The sequence below is a fragment of the Loktanella sp. F6476L genome (assembly GCF_023015725.1).
GTDB lineage: Bacteria > Pseudomonadota > Alphaproteobacteria > Rhodobacterales > Rhodobacteraceae > Yoonia.
In genome coordinates, this window is record NZ_JALKAR010000012.1 from 1 (window position 1) to 19,202 (window position 19,202).

Here is a 19,202-nt window from a genome sequence, read left to right on the forward strand (position 1 = left end):
GCTTCAAGCCATTTGGCCAATTTACGACGTTCTTCGAGGTTCAGGTGGGGGTAGCAGCGTCCCATTGATCAACTCCATGCAAGGTTCTGTTTTAATACAGAATTCGCACTTCATTTGTGAATCCACCTTTAGGTCGATACTTGGCAGATAATGTGAATTATGTTCATTCGTGCTGTGTTCAATTGACCCTGCCGATGTATGCAAAGCGACATGTCATGCTTTAACCTTCTTGACGTGTACGTGTGAAAACGAAAACATGTCATGGTATAGTTCATTAGGCCCTAACAACGGACCGATCCATTTTATGTCATTTCAAGATATTACTGCGGTACCCCTTGATGATTCCGATAAAACGCGGCCGCCAAGTGCGTCGTTGCGGTTTCAGGAATTGACCGACCTTTATGCAGGTATTCCGCAGATCGCTGAAGTGACCCAGCAACGCCCGCGCCCACCAGAAGACACGTATGATTTTATGTGGCGGTTGCGGCGGTCCGAGACGCCGGAAGACGCCATTACGCTGACCGCTTTTGCGTTCGTTCCAAAGATGGCGATCTGGTGGGGTCATGAATGTTTGCGCACGATGCCCGAAATTCTGACCCCTGCGGATCATCACTTCATGGAAGGCGTCGGCCGCTGGTTGGGCGACCCTTCCAGAGAGAATCGCCACAAGCTGATGAAGGACGCGTTGTGGAGCCCTGATCGCGTGCCCGGCATGTATCTTGCGTTGGCTGTCGGGTGGTCCGGCGGTGCGATTGCGCCGAATGATCCGGCCAGCCCACCACTTCACCGTGCACCGCGTGCCTTAAATACAGCCGTGTTGTCCTGTTTAGCACAAACCGCGACAAGTCGTCGTCAAATCTACTACGCGCACTTTATGGACGTGGCACAATCACTGTTTAGGGTGTATTGATCTGGCCTGAACGTGGTCTAACTCCTTGGGTGATATGTCTCTTACTTTGCGCATCGACAATTATGATAAGCTGAGCGACGGCGGTCCTGTGTCCTTTGTGGTCACAGAACGCGGCGCACAGATTGGCCGGTCTACTGCAATGGATTGGACATTGCCGGACCCGGATCGTCATATTTCGAGCCATCATTTTGATATCACGTTTGAGAATGGTCAGTACTTTCTGACGGACACCTCAACAAACGGTTTGTTCATGGATGGCAGCCGTCACAGGCTAGCGGCACCGCATCCTTTGCAAAACGGGCAGCGGTTTCAGGTTGGGCACTACTATATCGTCGTTGATCTTGGCGCTGCGGCACAGCCAGCAGCCCCGTCGATGCCACCTGCTGCCGCACCTGCGTCGAATGCCTTTGCTGCTGACGCCGATCCGTGGGCGATTGGCGGCGGTCCTGCGACACCGATCAATCCGAACCCGACGCCGCAACGCAATCCGTTCGATGACTTTGCTGGCGAATTCTTGGTGAACCCGACGCCATCAGCGCCACCACCACAACCGGCCGCTCCAGCCACCCCGCCGCCGGCTGCGCCAAATGCCGGATCAGGGTCGCCGTTTGGTCAGGCACCTGCATCATCTGGATCGCCGTTTTCCAGCCCGCCGATTGCCACCCCACCAGCTGCTGCACCAATGGGCGTGCCCGCGGCTGCTCCCCCGCCAAGCGGGATCGCCCAGCCACCAGTGCCGTCATTCACACCGCCGCCACAACCGGCTGCGGCCCCTGCAGCCGTACCCGGTCTACAGCAATCGCCGATGTCGATCGCGCCGACCTCTGGCGGGTCGAACTTCATGAAAGCCTTCTGCGAGGGTGCGGGTTTGCCTGCGGATTTTGGAGATAGCGCTGATCAAGAAGCCTTCGCGCGCGAATTAGGTCGCAGCATGCGCGTCATCAGCCAAGAACTGATGTCTATGTTGCAGGATCGCGCATCTGCCAAGCAGTTCACCAAGGGCGGTGAGCGCACGATGATGGGTGCCGCTGAAAACAACCCGCTGAAATTTCTGCCTGACGCTGTGCAGGCGCTTGAGGTCATGTACCTGAAACCCCGCCCCGGCTTTATGGCTGGTGGTAAGGGGATTGAGACCGCGCTGTCGGACGTTCGTAAACACCAGATGGCGGTTTTCGCGGCGATCCAGCCTGCCTTGCTTAAGTTGCTTGAAGATCTCGCGCCTGAATCCATCGACGCAGATACCGGCGGTGGCCTGTTGGGTGGCAGTGGCAAACGCAAAGCGTGGGACACATATGTCGAACGCTGGGATGCCAAGGTTGACGAAAACGAAAACGGGATGTTGGGCGCGTTCCTGAAACACTTTGCCGAAAGCTACGTTGCTGCGGTCAAATCTTCTCAGGGTTGAACATGACGCCAGAACGTCTGATGCGCGAAATTTCTTCCGGAATACCCGACTTGACGTTTGGGCACGTGAACGTCACGATCTAGCCATAATGTCGTTGGAATTATTCGCATAATGTCGTTTGAAACGTGTAACTATTTTTGTTTGTGTACCTGCCTAAAGGGGTTGGCTGTCTATGCTTGATTGGTTGAAAGACCCTGTTTCAGATGATGCGCCTTGCGGCCCTGATTTGGAAAGCACGGACGACGGACCGTTTCTCGATTATTATTACGAAGCCGAATCCCGCATGCCGGAACGGTTTTACATTCCTGCCGTTGAATCAGGTGGGGTGGTCACTAAACCGGCATGGTTGTTCGATCGTAAAACGGTCGCACACAAAGAAGAACTCGCCGAGATTACCAAGCTACTACAACGGACCCGCGATCTGCGGTTGTTGTCGCTGCTGGCTCGCTTCATGGTGCTGGCCGGACGGTTGCCGGATTATGCGGAAGCGCTGGTTGGCATTGCAGATGTGCTGGAAACTTTCCCGGACGATGTGCACCCAAAAGATGTCGCGGATCGTCGCGGCGCCCTTGAAGAATTGGGCAGCAACGTGTCCGTCGTGTTCCCGCTGCAGTACGCTGAAATTGCCGGACCGGGTGAGGTCAGCTTACGTCGCCAGCTGGTCGCACTTGGCACCGCAAATCCCCGCGCTGGCGAAGACGGGTTGAACACTGGCAAGCTGACAAGTGAAATTGCAGCCCCGGGAAACCGTAAGTATGTCGAAGAAGCGCACGCTGCTTTGAACACTGCATTGGCTGCGATGGCGCGGATCAGAAGTGCGTGTTTGCGCAACGATATGAACCCGTTCAATCCAGCTATTGAACCGGCTGAATTGGCCGTGAAAGAGATGCTTGGCATCATCCAGTCAGGTCGCCCTGATTTGGCGCCTTGGACCGCTGATGGCGACGCGCCTGCTGGCGAAGATGTGGCCGAAGGTGGAGACGAGGATGCGGGTGACGATGTTGACGGTGACGCACCGGTCGGTGCTGCAAAACCGGCAATGGTCGCGGCCGCTGTGGTCACGAAAATTCCGAATCGCGCGGCTGCTTTGGCGACAATTAAGGCGATTGAAGGCTATTTTGCGACGCACGAGCCGTCTTCGCCCGCTTTGCTTCTTGTGACGCAATCCCGCCTCTTGTTTGGGAAACCTCTGGTCGAAGCGCTGGAAACGTTGTTGCCAGCACACGCTGGACGTGCGGCAATTGACTTTGGCGCGGAAATTGGTTTCGTTTTAGACATGGGCCGTTTGAAGATGCTGGCCGGAGAGGCCGTATCACAAGCGCAAGACACAAGTGGCGAAGATGCTGGCCCACCACCCGAGGTGAACAGCCGCGGCGACGTTGCAGGGCATTTGTCGGCCCTAGAAGAATTTTACCGGGCGCGTGAACCGGCAAGTCCTATTCCGGTTCTACTTTTCCGGGCAAGGACTTATTTAGAAAAGGATTTCTCGTCGATTGTAACAGAAATAATACCTGCGAAAGTTGACGAATGAATGTAGACTCAACCGCAAAGGTATGGGTAGGTTAAGGGGCGTAGCGAAATTGGCCATAAGAATGCCAACTAGAGCACGCAATATTGGGAGTACGACACTATGGCATCAGATTCAGCATCCGGCTTTCTGAAACGGAACCGCCCACCACGGGTGAACATTTCATACGCGGATCCGTATGATTCGGAGAAAATGGTTGAGCTGCCGTTCATGATGGGTGTGATGGCGGATTTGTCCGGCAACGCGTCACCGATTGAAAAAGATCCTGTGGCAGACCGTGATTTCACTGACGTCACCAATTCGACGCTGGATGACTACGTGAACTCCGTGAAGCCGGGCCTGTCGTTCAACGTTGAAAACACATTGGACCCAGACAGCACTGACCGTCTTGGTGTGAACCTAGAGTTCTCGAAGATGTCAGACTTTGGTCCTGCGGAAATTGCCCGCCAGGTGCCTGCGCTGAACAAACTTTTGGAAGCACGTGAACAGCTGGCCAATCTTGCCCGTTACATGAACGGTAAATCCAAAGCGCAAGATCACATTCGTGCATTGCTCGACGATCCAGACCTGATGGCCGCACTTGCAGCCCGGTCCGGTGGCGACGACGAAGACGAAGCAAAAGAAGAGTAAGCATTCATCCGACGCGTGCAGGCCGACGGGCCGCACCTTACTGGATAGCAGGGATAGATAGATGGCAAACGACGCAACACAAGCAGAAGACCAGGTCGCCGGTGGCGGACTTAGCGAACTCGAAGAGTTCTCGGACATTCTGAAACAAACGATTAAACCACGTTCTGAAGAAGCGGCTTCCGAAGTAGACAGCGCTGTTGTCACGCTTGTGAAAGAAGCCATGGGCGACAGCAGCCTTGTTTCCGAAGACATTATCGACACGATCCAAGGCATGCTGGCCAAGATCGACGAAAAACTGACGTCTCAGGTGAACAAGATCATTCACGCACCTGAATATCAGGAGCTGGAAAGCGCATGGCGTGGTCTGGCCTACACGGTCAATAATTCTGAAACAGACGCGTCTTTGCGTGTGAACGTCATGAACGTTTCCAAAGACGAACTGAAGTCAGAATTGCGTCGCTACCCCGGTGCCAAGTGGGACAAATCCCCACTGTTCACCAAGATTTACGAACAAGAATTCGGCACCATGGGCGGTAAGCCTTACGGCACGCTGATCGGTGACTTCCAATTCGACCATTCTACAGGCGACGTTGGCCTGCTGCGTGATCTGGGTAAGATTGCTGCTGCGGCACAGGCGCCGTTCATCACATCCGCGGCCCCTGGCCTGCTGGGCATGGACAACTGGAACGAACTGCCAAACCCGCAGGATTTGGGCGAAATCTTTGAAACGCCTGATTATGCGGCTTGGAATGGCCTGCGTGACAGTGAAAATTCGCGTTATGTTGCGATGACATTGCCACGTGTTCTGTCCCGCGAACCTTACAGCCAAGATTCCAACTCTGTTGTTGAAGAATTCAACTTCGAGGAAGAAACAGACGGCCACGAAGGTAACATGTACGCTTGGATGAACTCAGCCCACGCAATGGCTGTGAACATCAACCGCGCGCACAAAGAACACGGTTGGACCGTTCAAATCCGTGGTGTTCAGTCCGGTGGTGAGGTGATGAACCTGCCAACGCACACGTTCGACACGGGCGATGGTTCCAAAGAAATGAAAATCCCGACTGAGGTGTCCATCACCGACCGTCGTGAGGGTGAATTGTCCAAAGCCGGCTTGATCGGTTTGGTTCACCGCAAACACACAGACAAAGCGGCCTTCATTGGTGCGCAGTCCCTATACCGGCCGAAAAAGTTCACTGACGAACTGGCGACAGCGTCTGACAATATGTCATCACGCATCCCGTACATGTTCGCGGTGTCCCGCTTCAGCCATTACCTCAAGTGTATGGTTCGCGACAAAATCGGGACATCCCCCGATAAGTCCCAGCTTGAGAAAGACCTTCAGACTTGGATCAACAAGTATGTGACCGCTAACCCGGCCACAGCGACGGAAAAAGAGAAAGCGCTTAAGCCTCTCGCCGCCGCAACTGTCCAAGTTATCGAAGACGAGGAGAACCCCGGTTACTACATGGGTAAGTTTTTCTTGAAGCCGCACTTCCAAATGGAAGGAATGGATATCGGCATGTCGCTCGTATCCAAATTGCCTGGCTAAAACTTAACTGTAGAAACTGCCGGTACGCAATTTCGCAACCGGCGTCTTAAATAGGAGAAAGATTATGGCTGTAGACATGTTCCTCAAGCTGGGCGACATCAAAGGTGAATCCCAGGACAAGGCACACAAAGACGAGATCGACGTGTTGGCATGGTCATGGGGCGCGTCCCAGTCCGGCACAACACACATGGGTTCTGGTTCCGGTTCCGGTAAACCAAACTTCCAAGATCTGTCGTTTACAAAATACGTCGACAAATCTTCCACAGACCTGATGAAGTTCCTGACAAAGGGTACTCACATCGAAACAGCGTCTTTGGTTGTTCGTAAAGCCGGTGACGGCCAGATGGAATACATCGTTCTGGATATCGCAGACATCATCGTGTCTTCGATCTCTACAGGTGGTTCCGGTGGCGAAGATCGTCTGACTGAGAACGTGACACTGAACTTTGGTGCGTATTCTTACGTTTACGTTCCACAGACAGAAGCTGGCGCGCCAGACACTGCCACAGAGTGGAAGTGGGACATCGCACAGAACACAGAAGCGTTCGACGGCACAGTTCACACACCTGCTGGCCCACAGTCTTAAGTGGTCCGAACAAAATTCCTGTCGGCGGTTTCAATACCGCCGACAGGCCTTTGGACCGCCGGTAGCGCGTCCATCTAGCCACATTGCGGATCGCGCGTGCAGGCCCGCCGCATGCGAACGATAAGCAAGGCCCATGAATTCAAGACAGTCCGAAGCAGACGAGAACCGCAAACGTGACCGGTATCAGTTATCGCTGATGCATGTGTTTCGCGCAGCGCACGCTGATCGGGATGCCAAAAAAGAAGCCAGCCGCGTCGAAGATGGCCACCGGACCCTGACCGAACGTAGCAAAGAACGGCGTCACGGCACCGATGAAGGCACACTGCGCCGTCACCTCAATCGTGACTTGGCCAGCTTGATGAACACCGTTAATCTTGATGCGACTGTTCCACTTGACGACTATCCCTACCTTAAGAAATCCATCGCCAATTTCGGGTTTTCCGATCTGTCGAATGTCGCGGATTCAATGAATGGCCCGCAGATCATTGCGGATACGATCAAGAAGACATTGTGCCACTACGAACCGCGCTTGATCGCCGAGACTGTCGAAGTCACTGCATCCGCCAAGCGCGATCTTGTCACAAACCGCCTAACCTTTGATATTTCAGGGGAAATGGCCGCGAGCCCCGTTGACATACCCCTGCAATTTATTGCCGAATTGGACGAAGGTGTGGGTAGGATTCAGATGACGAAGTTGCAGGTGAAAACGTGAAAAAGGCTTTCCGTGACGCCTACAACCAAGAACTGTCTTTGCTTTATGAACGCGGGGCAGAATTTGCGGCGGAATATCCGTCGATCGCGGGCCGCCTTGGCGGGCTTTTGCGCGAAAACACTGATCCGGCCGTTGCTGGTCTAATGGAAGGCACGGCCTTCATGGCCGCGCGCGTGCAGCTGAAGATGGACGAGGAATTTCGGACCTTTACGACCGAAATGCTCAACCAGATTTTCCCAGAAGCGTTGGCGCCGACCCCCAGCGTCATGCTCGTGCAGGCAAACCCGCCATTTGATAACAAAGACCTCGTCGAAGGGCTGCATTTTAACGCCGGCGACTATCTGGACGCCCGTTTCGTCGATGCGGATCAACGTGTTTCCTGTCGGTTCCGACTTTGTGCGCCGCTGTCTGTCTGGCCTTTGAAAGTCGGCAAAACCGTCTACCACGCCAGCCCTGCCCCGTTGCTGGCAGCTGGTGAATCCGAATTGGCGAAAGGTACGAAGGCAGGTCTGCACCTGACCATCGCGCGTCCACAATCCGAAACAAACAACGACCCCGGCGGCCCGATCAATGAACTGCCATTGGACGTTTTGCCGATCTACCTGACCGCTGACATTCCGGATGCGTCGACGCTCTACGAACAAATATTCTGCAACATGACCCGCGTGTCGTTGCGCTACCTTGATCAGCGTGGCGATCCTGTGTTCATCAGGCTTGACCCCAAGTCTATCGAACAAATCGGTTTCGACGACGACGATCATCTGTTCACCCACAACACCCGCGTTTTTCGTGGTTTCAGTCGCCTGCGCGAGATTTTTGTGTTTCCGCGCAAGATTTTAGGTTTCCGGATCAAAGGTCTGTCGCAGCACCTGAAACGCATCCAAGCGCATGAATTCCAAGTCGTGATGGAGTTCAGCAAATCGGACAAGGTGCTGGCCCCACGCGTCAATGCCAGCCATTTCAGCCTGCATTCGGTACCGGCAGTGAACCTGTTCGAAGAAACCGCAAGCCAGATCCGGTTGGATGAAAAACGGTCCGAATACGTGGTCACGCCAGACAGTAGCCCGCTGACCCATTACGAGATTCACCAGATCACGTCCGTTTCAGCGCATTACGCGGGCCTGTCATCCAAGGTCGAAGTACACCCGTTATACGCCCTGCCCCGCGGCGATATCAAACCGCGTCAGGCGTTGTATTACACGACCACGATGAAAGAACGCCGCGCGACTGAAAAAGAACGGCGTTTTGGTTCGACGCAACGCTATCGCGGGACCGAAACGTTCCTGTCGTTGTACGAACCAGAAGAATCTGAACAGAATCAACGTGCCCAACGACTTCAGGTGCGCACGATCTGTTCCAACCGTCATTTGCCGGGTGATCTGCCCATCGCGGAATCCAAAGACGATTTCCGCATGTGTGACGACGTGTCAGTATCGCTCGCCTGTAAGGCAGGTCCAACCGCGCCACGCGCCGCGATGACAGAGATCGAAAAGAACGCATCGCACCGCATGACCGCAGGCGACAATTACTGGCGGTTGATTTCTTATCTGTCGCTGTCGCAATTCACGCTCGATGGCGATGATCCGGTGGCCGCAGCAGACAGCTTGCGTGAAATGCTATCGTTGTTCGCGGACATTTCCGACACGATCACCGAAACGAATTTGCAGGGCCTGCGTAAGGTCGAAACCCGCCCCATCGTGCGATCAATCTTGCGCGCAGGTGCATACCATGCCGCACGCGGAGTCGAAGTGAAAATCACCTTCGACGAAGCCGCCTTTGAAGGCACGGGCGTCGTCATGCTGGGCGCGGCCATCGACCGATTTATCGCGGAATATGCGGCCGTAAACAGTTTCACGCAGACCGTCATTTCGTCGCTTGATCGCGGCGATATCGTCACATGGCCACCACGCACCGGAACGGGACCGCTGTTGTGAAATACGAAAAAGAAATCCAACGCCGTCAAGCTGACGGCAGGGACCTGCGGGCGATTGGATACCTAAACTATCTGCGCCAGCTTGAACGCAAAAATCCGGACAAGCCGCGCATCGGGAAAAACGCAACGCTGGCCCAAGAAATTGTGCGCATCGGCCAGGACCCGTCGATGTCCTTTCCAGAGGCTGATTTCAGTCGCATCGACGACCACCGCAGCGGTAAACCATCTGCACGAAACGCGTTTCTAGGGTTCTTTGGCGGGCACGGGGCGATGCCGCTGGACCAAACTGAAGAGGTGTACCGCTGGGCGATGATGGGCGACATGGCCTACGTCGAATTCACCGACATCTTTGCCACGCGGTTCCAGCAGCTCTATTTCCGCGCATGGTCGGATGGCCGCGCGATCACGCAATTTGACCACCCCGGCGATGATCGTTTCGGTCGTGCGCTTGGGTCATTGGTGGGGATCGGAACGCAGGCCTACACTGGCCGTGACGACCTGCACGACATCAACAAACTGGCCCTTGCGCCGCTGTCCGTAGGGCGCGTGAAAAGCCCCGTGAAGCTGCAGCAGATGCTGGAACAAGACATGGGCGCAGACGTGCATGTCGAAGAATTTGTACCCACTTGGGTCATCTTCGAGCCTGATAACCACAGCATGTTGGGTCAAAACGGCAGCACGCTGGGCCGCGACATGGTGCTGGGTGGTCGTGCGCAATCAGTGCAGGACAAAATCCAGATCAACATCGCCACCAAGAGCAACGCGGAATACCGCAGTTTCCTGCCCGGCGGCGAAAGCCACGCGCGACTGGAATCCATCGTTGCTTGGTACCTAGGGATGTCCTGCGAAATGGAGGTCGTGCTGACCTTGCCCGCCGACGCGGTGGAACCCGCCGTGTTGGGAAAATCCGCAGAATTGGGTTGGATGGCCGCTTTGCCACCCGCCCAACCCTATGCAATCGACGAAAAAATCAAAGGGGCGACATACGCCCTACACGCCGCATAAACACAAAAAAGTAAAATATTTTCAGGGGGATAAGTGATGGTAGAGATTAACATTGAAAAATACGCCGGTAAGATGAACCGGGTCGGTTACGACGCGTTTTTGCAATCCATGCGGCACGCGCGTGGCGAAAAGAACCGGAATATCGAAGTCGTACATTGGCTGTTTCAGGCCGTCGCCAACCAAAAGTCTGACATCTCTGTCACGTTGAAAGAACTCGGTCTCGACCGCGGTCGCCTGCTGAAAGAACTTGATCAAGGCATGGCGCGGCTCGACAAAAACGTGACCGAAAGCCCCGGCATTTCTGAAGGCATGTCGTCGATGCTGAACCACGCATGGACCTATGCGACCCTGTTCTACGGCGAAGCACAAATTCGGACCGGCCACGCATTGCTGGCCATGCTCAACGACAAGCAGCTGAAACGCGAATTGACCCGTGCGTCTGCAATGTTCGATGAGATTTCCGTTGAACGTCTGGGCCAAGAAAGCCGCACGCTTTGGGCCGATTCCGAAGAAGAAGACATGCGCCCGATGGACGGCTCTGGCCTCGCGTCTGGCGGGTCCGGTGGTGCAGCGGGTGATCCATCCACCAGCGCGTCCACAGCGCTTGGTCGTTTCTGTAAAAACATGACCGCCAACGCCGCATCCACCGACAAGATCGTAGGCCGTGACGACGAAATCCGCCAGATCGTTGATGTTCTGCTGCGCCGCCGTCAGAACAACCCGATCCTGACAGGTGAGGCTGGCGTCGGTAAGACCGCCGTTGTCGAAGGTTTCGCGCAGCGTCTGGCTGCGGGTGACGTGCCGCCCACCCTGAAGGGTACACTGCTTTACGAATTGGACATTCAGGCCATGCAGGCCGGTGCATCCATGAAAGGCGAATTCGAACAACGGCTTAAGTCGCTGATCGACGAGGTACAGGCATCTCCTACCCCGATCATCCTGTTCATCGACGAAGCGCACACGTTGATCGGCGCAGGCGGCGCGCAGGGCACGGGCGACGCGGCCAACCTGCTGAAACCAGCGCTCGCACGCGGCACGCTGCGCACCATTGGTGCGACAACCCAATCCGAATACGCCAAATATTTTGAAAAAGACCCTGCACTGACGCGTCGCTTCCAGCCTGTTCAGGTGGACCAGCCCGACGTCGATCGTTGCTGCTACATGCTGCGCGGCATTCTCGACCCGATGGAAGCACACCACAAAGTCCGCATTTCGGACGAGGCCATCGTCGCTGCTGTGACCCTATCGCACCGCTACATCCCAGCGCGCCAATTGCCTGATAAAGCTGTGTCTTTGTTGGATACGGCCTGCGCGCGCGTGGCTGTGTCCCAGTCATCAATCCCTGCCCGCATTGCTGATCTCAAGGAAGGCATCGTGGCGCTTGAAGTCGAAATGAAAAGCAAAGAAGGCCAGCGCGATCTCGGCGAAGAGAACGAAGAACGCCTGCTCGAAGCGAAAGCCGAAGCTGAGAATAAACGCAAAGAACTCGCCGAATACGAAGAGAAATACGCAGCCGAAAAAGAAATCGTCGACCGTATTCTGGCCCTGCGCAAAGCCCTAGCCGAAGCAGAAGGCGAAGAGTTTGAACCATCCGTCGCGGATGTCGTTGCCGAAGAAGCCAGCGCCGACGATGCCGAGACAGACACGCCAGAGACTGAAGAGGGCGACAATACGCCACCAGCACCGGCACCCGAAACTTCCGAAAACATCCCCGAAGGCGCAGACGCAATCCGTTCCGAAATGCTCGCCGAAATGGCCAAGCTGGAAAGCGGCAATCCCGACGACCGCATGGTTTATTCCCACGTGGACGAACAGGCGGTTGCATCAATCATCTCTGATTGGACGGGTATCCCTGCGGGCCGGATGATGGCGGACGAACTGGAACGTATCCTGAAACTTGCCGACCACCTGAAAGAACGCGTTGTGGGGCAGGATCACGGTCTGAAAATGATCGCGAAACGGATCGAAACATCACGCGCAGGTCTGTCCAACCCGAACAAACCGATTGGTGTGTTCATGCTCGCCGGTCCGTCCGGTGTCGGTAAAACCGAAACCGCGATTGCGCTGGCCGAAGAACTGTACGGCGGCGAACAAAACATCATCACCATCAACATGTCCGAATTCCAAGAGGCGCACACCGTGTCGCTCTTGAAAGGGGCGCCTCCGGGATACGTGGGCTACGGCGAAGGCGGTCGTTTGACCGAAGCCGTGCGCGCAAAGCCGTATTCGGTTGTGCTGCTCGACGAGGTCGAAAAAGCGCACCCAGACGTCCACGAGATGTTCTTCCAAGTCTTCGACAAAGGCATCATGGAAGACGGTTCTGGCCGCCCGATCAACTTCAAGAACTGCCTGATCTTGCTGACATCCAACGTCGGAACCGACGTGATCATGGACGCAACAGACCAAGGCATGAAGAACGACGAAGTTGACGCAGAAGACCTGAACGACGCGTTGAAACCGGCAGCGTTAGAGGTGTTCCCGCCCGCGCTCATGGGCCGGATCGTCACAATCCCGTACTTCCCGCTGTCACCAACAGCCTTGCGCGGCATCACGAACCTCAAGCTGAAATCGGTGATCAAACGCCTGAAAGACGCGCATGGCGCGAAGATGACGTTCAACGACGAAGTGCTGGATCATATCGTCGAACAATGCCGCGACCCCGATTCAGGCGGGCGTATGATCGACAACATCATCACCAATTCCATCCTGCCGGACCTGTCGCGTCAGGTGCTTGCAAAAATGGTTGCCGGTGAAGAAATGACCGCCGTCGAAGTCGTCATGAAAGACGGCGCAATTGGTTACGACTTTAGCTAGTAAATGCATGTTTCCAATGTCCGGCCGACCCATTCAATGTCGGCCGGACATCTCTTCTTTTCGAAAATTTTTTGAATCAAGATTGGAAATAAAATGGCCATTGAACTTACATCCGTCCCGACACTGAACCTAACTTATAAGGATCCGGATATCAGGGCAGCTGACGTCGGCATAATGTCGGCCACATGGGCAGGGGATGCACGTGTCAAAGTGACCGGCGAAAAAGACAAAAAATTTCGTATCGGTTTCGTTCAGCTTTTAGAAAAAAATGTGATGCAGGCAATTTATGCCAAAAATACGCGGTCCGAAGTTCTGATTGCACCCGCGACCATGCCTATACTGGATGCCGACGATACCGATCATTACCGCCCGTTTTACGATAATCATACCTCGGCTGCAAAATATAAGCCGCAATATGTTCACCAAACCGTCGATGGTCATTCCAGCAATCGGCGCGTCCAAATGTGGGACGAGCCAGAAAGCGAATATGAATGGTATTTCAATAACGAAGCGGACAATCCGCTTGAAGAATTTGTAATGAACCTTGTTTTTTCGACCTATGTCGTTGCCCGCGATATCACGGCTGGCAAGGGACGGTATGACCCCTACAATCTTCAAATCCTAAAGCAGTGGGCGGTCGTGCTAGATCGCCGGTATGGTTTCAACACGGTCGCCGGTCCAATTGTCGGCGGCGTGCGTCATTGCGATCCACTAAGGACGAATTTCACTTTGAAAAGCCATTCGGTTGCCCCGTCAGTTACGCCCACGAAAAGGGGTTTCCCTTTGAATGCGGATGCGATTTTCCAAGGTGATGTCGCGAATAACGTCTTTGCCGACCACGATACTGCACGCAATAAATTTTCAGCCGGTGAAAACGTCAAAGCATTGGCCGCAAAATTTGGTGGCGTGAGGTAGATACGACGCCCCCGCTACTGTTCAAAAACTGGCCTGTGCTTTGGTTAAGGCCGCGATTGAACAATTCGTAGCGGGGGCGTTTGACGCAGGATTACGAAACCCAAAGAGCGGTTAGAATTTCGTAACTGACGGACAGGATGCGATTACCGGTATGACATCGGTGCGATGTTTTGAGGACCGCAACGGATCGGCAGGTCATTCACAGAAGTCATGAAGCTTTGCGCCATCGCAGACCGTTCAGGGCACCCGCTCATTGATCCGGCAAAGTTCCGTCTCAAGCCATTTGTTTCCGGCGCCATGCATGCCGTCAGATAGGTCAGGGCGATAGTGGACAGGATGTACTTAGTCATTGAACTTTCCTTTCAACTTGATGCTTGTCGGGCATCGTTTACGTGAGTGTTTGGGAAGGAATTTTGGGCTGTCACACGCGATCAGGGGCCTAGGCTACCTACCTCTGTCATCTGCTGTGTGATTTTTCTGCCGGTGAAAGGCACGCTGGATCAGCCCGCTATTGAACGCGGTTTCATGGATCCGGCAGATCATCAATTTATGCCGACAGGTCGTCGATCAAGTCGCCATAAATTCTGGTAAAGTCAGTCGGCGTGCGTCACCGCACTACAAAAACCGACATCGGTGCGTGGGATGCAACATAACCAGCGTTCGACGCGATGATGTGCTCCTTTAGACCAGGAACGTGGCTGGCCATGACAATCAAATCGCAGCTGTTGTCTTTGGCCGCTGTGACGATGTCTTTGCCGACGTTCATATGCAGATCACCGCGCAATTGGACATGGTCCACAATCTTGATGCCATATTTATCAGATTGTTCCTTGCTGAAGGTCGCCAGTGCGTCCGCCATGCGGTCACCGTCAGTGCGTGTCGTCGCTGTCGGTGCAACGTCCACAACCCCTACTAACATTAGCGATCCATTTCCGTCTTGCGCCATCTTTGCTGCAAGGTCCAAAGCGGTGGTTAATGTTTGGACGTGGTCTAGATCAACGGGAACTAGAATTCGTTTATACATTGTTTTCCTCCTCCTGATATCAAGAGGTTAACAATTCCGGCAGGCCCTGACGTTGATCCGGATCAATGTCGAAACGGGGCGTTTAAATTATCCTGCCGCGCCGATTATTTCATCGACGATATCGATATACGCTTTCATCTCGGCCGACATACGTGGCGGCGGTGGTGGCGCGGCAGGTTCTGGGCGTGTGGCGCTGCCTGACCCGCGCATCTTGCGGTCGGCCCATGCCTTCAGATCAGCCACGGTGTAGTCCTTCAAGAACGGGTTTGCCCGCACGACGCCAGCGCCCATGACTGCCAAAATCGTGTTTCCGTCGCCAGATGATAACACACGGTTCGCACCACCCGGCCCGAGGAAGTGCGCGAGGTACAACCGCCCAGCCGAAATAGAATGCCCTTTCGACTGCAAGAAGCGTTCGTTTTCGCGCGCCAAATTGGTCACCATCTCACGGCTGAGCGTCGGATCGTTCCGCAGATCAAGCAGCGCCGCACGGCTCATCGTTTGTGATAGATCGGGGCGATAATCGCGCATCATCCGTAGCCACGTGCTTTCGATAAACTGGCCAAGACCTGTCGCGGACGACAGCGGGTTTTTGGCCCGCGCATTGCCGCCGCTTTCCACGCGAATGATCTGGTTCACCAGCCCTTCGACAGCCGCAGATGCGCGGCCCGATGTCTGCGCAGGGGCCGCTGCAACAGCCGTGCCACCGCCCGTATAAGCCGCGTAATTCAGCGTCAGCGGATCAACAGGTTCGCCGCGCACACGCATTTCGAAATGCAGGTGCGGCCCCGTAGACCGACCCGTCGTGCCAACATACCCGATCAATTGCCCGCCTTGGACCTGAACGCCATTGCGCATCCCATCGGCAAAGCGGTTCATATGCGCATACCGACTTTGCAACCCGCCGGGGTGGTCGATGTAGATAATGTTGCCGTAACTCGGGCTAACATTCGCGCGTGTAATCCGACCAGGAAGCGCCGCGATAATCGGGGTGCCAGTTGGCGCCGCCCAATCGACACCACCATGCAAACGGGGGGCGCGCAAAATGGGGTGGAACCGCGGCCCGAACGCCGAGGTCATCGTGCCTTGCACAGGTGTATGGAACCCGCCCGAACTGGCGCTACCGCCCTGCTGGCTCAGGCAGCTGTAGGCGTCTTCATCATCAGCGGCGATGTAACACGGCATGTCGCCGCTTGGTCCCTTAATCCCTGCAAACAAGATTTGACCGGGCCCTGATTGGGCCGCGTTGGGTGCGTATAATAGTGTCAGCGTATCGCCGGGTGCTGCAAATGCGTCCAGATCGTGGGCCTGTGACAGCATCACAATCATCTCGCCCACCAACGTGGTCGGGACACCGCGCCGGATTGCGGCACTATATACTGCGTCCAGCAGACGGAAATCTTGCGCAGGGGCAGCCGTGGAGGTGGCAGGCGCAGACAGCGCAAACAGGTCAACGTCGATCCAAGGATCGGCAGAGGTCACATACCCCACAGATCCACGCCGCGCTGCACTGCCGATGTAACCGTCAGGTCCATACAAGGACACCTGCAACGGCACGGGTCCGCTTGCGTCCGGCTTCACACGGATCGCGATGATGGAACCGGCGGTCAACGTTTCACTATCGGGGATCACGGTGCTGATCTGTTCGGCCATCACCTTTGCCTGATCCTCTTCGAACCCGTTATCGGTCAGCATTTCATCCAGTTTACGATCCGTCACAAGCCGGACGACGATATCTTCGTAGACCTTTTGCCGCGATGCTTCTGGTTTCACAAATGCAATGCTGGTGGTGTTTTCAATCTTGGTCTCGACATAGCTGACTTGGGTCGCTTCATCCCCAATGGCAGCACCCCAACTGTCTTCGTCATCCGCCACAACGACGCTCAGTTCATCATCGGGTTTGACTTCGTTAGCTTCTGGCACAGCGGCGACGGCATCATTGATCGCAGGTGCATCTAGCGACTGGTTACGCTGGGCCTGAAAGAAAGCGAAATCTTCGCGGCTGGACGGCAATGCAGTGATCAACTGCTTTTCCTGCACGACCAGCTGTTCGGACACCAACAACAACCGATCCGGTGTCGGGTTTCCCAAACGGGCGGCGTCCAAACTGGCCGGACCTGCCAAAGCTTCGCCAACTTCACTGCCGGTCGCGCGGTCAAAGCGCAGGATCATCGGGTCACCCGCGATATCAACAAAAGGCGTGCGCGTACGGATCAAGGATGTGGCTGGCGTGCTGTCGTCTTCGACCTGCACAAAGCCCAATTCACCGTCACCTTCGGCGATCAGGTCTTCGTCACCAACCGCTGGGCGGTTCATAATCAGGCTAACGACCAGCGCCACAATCCCGACCACGGCCGCGATACCCAGAAACCCACCACCAAAGATCAGCAACTGGCGGTTCCGTCGCCCCGCCTTGCGCTTCTTGGCGCTTTGCTTTGCTTTTTGAAAGGCGGGATCGACGTCCATTGGGCCTAGCGGAATGCCCCGGTACTTGTGGATTGCTGGATTGTCCGACGTGCAGGTGCTGCAGGTGCCGGTGCGGGCGCAGCAGGTGCAGCCTGACGGCGCGGTGCTGCTTGGGTTGTTGTCCTGCGTGGCGCCGCTTGGGTTGTTGTCCGGCGCGTTGGTTGCGCGACAACACGTGGGGCCGGATCAGGGCAACGCACATCATCGCTGGCAATAATCGCGCGGAAAATACGGGCATCAGGGTCTTGGCTTGGCGTGGACCCACCAACCTGTTCGTAATATCCAGTCACAGACCGACGCGATCCCGGCCCCCAGATACCGTCAATCGTGGACTTATAGCAGTTCATCCGCGCCAATTCAGTCTGAATGGCCCGTGCCAGTTCGGCATCCGGCGGATCAAATGCACCCGTTTCAACAAGGCTGGCGAACAAATCCGGGTCGGCTTCACGCATCGCATTGCGCGCCTCTAGGTCTTCATACCCAAGGCCATCACCCGAAACAGGTGAATCGACGATTGCAGGCGCAACAATTTCAGGGTCGCTGACGATTTCACCGTCTTCGGTCAGGAAACCAACCAGAATGGACGGCGCGGGCAACCCGTCTTCGCCCGGTGTCGCGCGGAAAATCGCAGGTGCCGGTGCAGGTGTAGCGCCCGCCAAAACGGTCACGCCGCCTGCGGTCACTTGCGATGATGTGCCGCTTGATGCCGTCGCCCCGCCGCCGCTGGCACGGGGCACAATCGGAGAGATCACAGTCGCGGCTGAAACCGGACGCACTGGGGCTATCAAAACAATCGTGTCGTTCCCACTGGCAATCGGGGCCAAATTCAACGGCGCGATGTCTGACGCACCTGCGACATCCACAACGGTGCCCGCTGATTTCCATACTGCGATCATCTGTTCCTGCGCCGCAGGCGACAGGGTTTCCAAGAAAGCGTAATCTTCGGCTGTCAGGCGAACATCACTGGTGACCGGGCGAAACACAAACGGATCACTCAGCGTCGAAGACGACCAGATAATATCGTCGACCGCTGGATCGTCTGACACTGGGATCAATTGGTCTGCTTCTAATCCGGGCACTGATATCCGGTCGAGCAACAGATCCGTCAATGTCTGATTGCCGCCAATTTCGCAGCCTTCGCCGGGTTCAACCGAGGACGCGAAAAACAGGTTCTCGGTTCCATTGGCCGTGCGGGCCAATGCTTCTGCTAAAGGCGTGACTTCGTTCGGATCGTCGCCTTCGCCTTCAAGAAAATCATCGTCGTCCTCGCCTTCGGCTTCCGCCAATTCAATATCGTGGCACATATCCACAAAGACGAATCGCGGGGCGTCTGACGGGGCGGTCACCAACGGATCAAGCGCCACACCATCGCCGCCCGCGACAGGCGCAAAGAAGCTCGCGTCCCCTTCGGACGCGGTCCGGCCAGCGTAATAGACCAACGCAGGACCTGTGGCAGATTGAATGGCAGAGAGCGCAGTTTGCATGTCATCCGCGCTTGGGTTTTCCAGCCGATTGACGACGAAACCCAAGCCCAGAAGGGCTTCGGACACATCAAGGGCAGCACCACGCAGGTTCGGCAAAGCCGCATCGCCGGGATACGCACTGTTTGCAATCACAAGGGCCGTGCGGTCCTGGGCTGCGGCGGGCGCTGCTAGACAGGCGGCCAAGGCCATCCCAGAAATCACACTTTTTGATTGTAACTTAAACACGGGCGCACTCCAC

The 19,202-nt window shown here is 55.6% G+C and carries 15 protein-coding genes; 11 read left to right on the top strand and 4 right to left on the bottom strand.

The window, feature by feature from the left end:
• Positions 1 to 304: 304 nt before the first annotated feature.
• The 11 genes from MWU61_RS17205 (at position 305) to MWU61_RS17255 (ending at position 13,990) form a co-directional block, all read left to right on the top strand.
• Positions 305 to 910 carry a hypothetical protein gene (locus MWU61_RS17205; RefSeq protein ID WP_247129703.1) on the top strand — a complete coding sequence of 202 codons (606 nt, stop codon included), beginning with the start codon at positions 305 to 307 and terminating at the stop codon, positions 908 to 910.
• 34 nt (positions 911 to 944) lie between these two features.
• Positions 945 to 2,315, top strand: coding sequence for a type VI secretion system-associated FHA domain protein TagH (tagH, locus tag MWU61_RS17210; RefSeq protein WP_247129704.1), 1,371 nt, complete (start codon positions 945 to 947; stop codon positions 2,313 to 2,315).
• Between the two features lie 172 nt (positions 2,316 to 2,487).
• Positions 2,488 to 3,846 carry a type VI secretion system ImpA family N-terminal domain-containing protein gene (locus MWU61_RS17215; protein WP_247129705.1) on the top strand — a complete coding sequence of 453 codons (1,359 nt, stop codon included), beginning with the start codon at positions 2,488 to 2,490 and terminating at the stop codon, positions 3,844 to 3,846.
• 99 nt (positions 3,847 to 3,945) lie between these two features.
• Positions 3,946 to 4,473, top strand: a complete 528-nt coding sequence (tssB, locus tag MWU61_RS17220) for a type VI secretion system contractile sheath small subunit (protein WP_247129706.1) — start codon at positions 3,946 to 3,948, stop codon at positions 4,471 to 4,473.
• Positions 4,474 to 4,534: 61 nt separating this feature from the next.
• Positions 4,535 to 6,025: a type VI secretion system contractile sheath large subunit gene (tssC, locus tag MWU61_RS17225; RefSeq protein ID WP_247129707.1), complete on the top strand. Its 1,491-nt coding sequence runs from the start codon at positions 4,535 to 4,537 to the stop codon at positions 6,023 to 6,025.
• 64 nt (positions 6,026 to 6,089) lie between these two features.
• Positions 6,090 to 6,611 (top strand): type VI secretion system tube protein Hcp, encoded by a 522-nt coding sequence (locus MWU61_RS17230; RefSeq protein WP_281502232.1) that lies wholly within the window; start codon positions 6,090 to 6,092, stop codon positions 6,609 to 6,611.
• A gap of 133 nt (positions 6,612 to 6,744) precedes the next feature.
• Complete coding sequence (gene tssE, locus MWU61_RS17235) at positions 6,745 to 7,323, top strand: type VI secretion system baseplate subunit TssE (RefSeq protein WP_247129708.1); 579 nt, start codon at positions 6,745 to 6,747, stop codon at positions 7,321 to 7,323.
• Positions 7,320 to 9,257, top strand: coding sequence for a type VI secretion system baseplate subunit TssF (gene tssF, locus MWU61_RS17240; RefSeq protein ID WP_247129709.1), 1,938 nt, complete (start codon positions 7,320 to 7,322; stop codon positions 9,255 to 9,257). The genes tssE and tssF overlap by 4 nt, the downstream gene beginning before the upstream one ends.
• Positions 9,221 to 10,261 carry a type VI secretion system baseplate subunit TssG gene (tssG, locus tag MWU61_RS17245; RefSeq protein WP_247129710.1) on the top strand — a complete coding sequence of 347 codons (1,041 nt, stop codon included), beginning with the start codon at positions 9,221 to 9,223 and terminating at the stop codon, positions 10,259 to 10,261. Before tssF ends, tssG begins: the two co-directional genes overlap by 37 nt.
• A gap of 36 nt (positions 10,262 to 10,297) precedes the next feature.
• A complete protein-coding gene (gene tssH, locus MWU61_RS17250) occupies positions 10,298 to 13,075 on the top strand; it encodes a type VI secretion system ATPase TssH (RefSeq protein WP_247129711.1) in 2,778 nt (925 codons plus the stop codon).
• Positions 13,076 to 13,168: 93 nt separating this feature from the next.
• Entirely contained in the window at positions 13,169 to 13,990 is an 822-nt protein-coding gene (locus MWU61_RS17255; RefSeq protein ID WP_247129712.1) for a hypothetical protein, read from the top strand.
• Between the two features lie 143 nt (positions 13,991 to 14,133).
• On the opposite strand, the gene MWU61_RS17260 is transcribed toward MWU61_RS17255, so the two are convergent.
• The 4 genes from MWU61_RS17260 to MWU61_RS17275 all read right to left on the bottom strand — a co-directional run bounded on the left by MWU61_RS17260 (position 14,134) and on the right by MWU61_RS17275 (position 19,189).
• Positions 14,134 to 14,340: a hypothetical protein gene (locus tag MWU61_RS17260; protein WP_247129713.1), complete on the bottom strand. Its 207-nt coding sequence runs from the start codon at positions 14,338 to 14,340 to the stop codon at positions 14,134 to 14,136.
• A gap of 257 nt (positions 14,341 to 14,597) precedes the next feature.
• Complete coding sequence (locus MWU61_RS17265) at positions 14,598 to 15,014, bottom strand: universal stress protein (protein WP_247129714.1); 417 nt, start codon at positions 15,012 to 15,014, stop codon at positions 14,598 to 14,600.
• Between the two features lie 87 nt (positions 15,015 to 15,101).
• Positions 15,102 to 17,480, bottom strand: a complete 2,379-nt coding sequence (locus MWU61_RS17270) for a peptidoglycan DD-metalloendopeptidase family protein (RefSeq protein ID WP_247129715.1) — start codon at positions 17,478 to 17,480, stop codon at positions 15,102 to 15,104.
• A gap of 5 nt (positions 17,481 to 17,485) precedes the next feature.
• Complete coding sequence (locus tag MWU61_RS17275) at positions 17,486 to 19,189, bottom strand: caspase family protein (RefSeq protein ID WP_247129716.1); 1,704 nt, start codon at positions 19,187 to 19,189, stop codon at positions 17,486 to 17,488.
• Positions 19,190 to 19,202: the final 13 nt, after the last annotated feature.

What these genes read in the sequence shown, in the direction of transcription:
- MWU61_RS17205 (WP_247129703.1), top strand. Translation starts at nt 305, where the DNA reads ATGTCATTTCAAGATATTACTGCGGTACCCCTTGATGATTCCGATAAA.
- tagH (WP_247129704.1), top strand. Translation starts at nt 945, where the DNA reads ATGTCTCTTACTTTGCGCATCGACAATTATGATAAGCTGAGCGACGGC.
- MWU61_RS17215 (WP_247129705.1), top strand. Translation starts at nt 2,488, where the DNA reads ATGCTTGATTGGTTGAAAGACCCTGTTTCAGATGATGCGCCTTGCGGC.
- tssB (WP_247129706.1), top strand. Translation starts at nt 3,946, where the DNA reads ATGGCATCAGATTCAGCATCCGGCTTTCTGAAACGGAACCGCCCACCA.
- tssC (WP_247129707.1), top strand. Translation starts at nt 4,535, where the DNA reads ATGGCAAACGACGCAACACAAGCAGAAGACCAGGTCGCCGGTGGCGGA.
- MWU61_RS17230 (WP_281502232.1), top strand. Translation starts at nt 6,090, where the DNA reads ATGGCTGTAGACATGTTCCTCAAGCTGGGCGACATCAAAGGTGAATCC.
- tssE (WP_247129708.1), top strand. Translation starts at nt 6,745, where the DNA reads ATGAATTCAAGACAGTCCGAAGCAGACGAGAACCGCAAACGTGACCGG.
- tssG (WP_247129710.1), top strand. Translation starts at nt 9,221, where the DNA reads ATGGCCACCACGCACCGGAACGGGACCGCTGTTGTGAAATACGAAAAA.
- tssH (WP_247129711.1), top strand. Translation starts at nt 10,298, where the DNA reads ATGGTAGAGATTAACATTGAAAAATACGCCGGTAAGATGAACCGGGTC.
- MWU61_RS17255 (WP_247129712.1), top strand. Translation starts at nt 13,169, where the DNA reads ATGGCCATTGAACTTACATCCGTCCCGACACTGAACCTAACTTATAAG.
- MWU61_RS17260 (WP_247129713.1), bottom strand. Translation starts at nt 14,340, where the DNA reads ATGACTAAGTACATCCTGTCCACTATCGCCCTGACCTATCTGACGGCA.
- MWU61_RS17265 (WP_247129714.1), bottom strand. Translation starts at nt 15,014, where the DNA reads ATGTATAAACGAATTCTAGTTCCCGTTGATCTAGACCACGTCCAAACA.
- MWU61_RS17270 (WP_247129715.1), bottom strand. Translation starts at nt 17,480, where the DNA reads ATGGACGTCGATCCCGCCTTTCAAAAAGCAAAGCAAAGCGCCAAGAAG.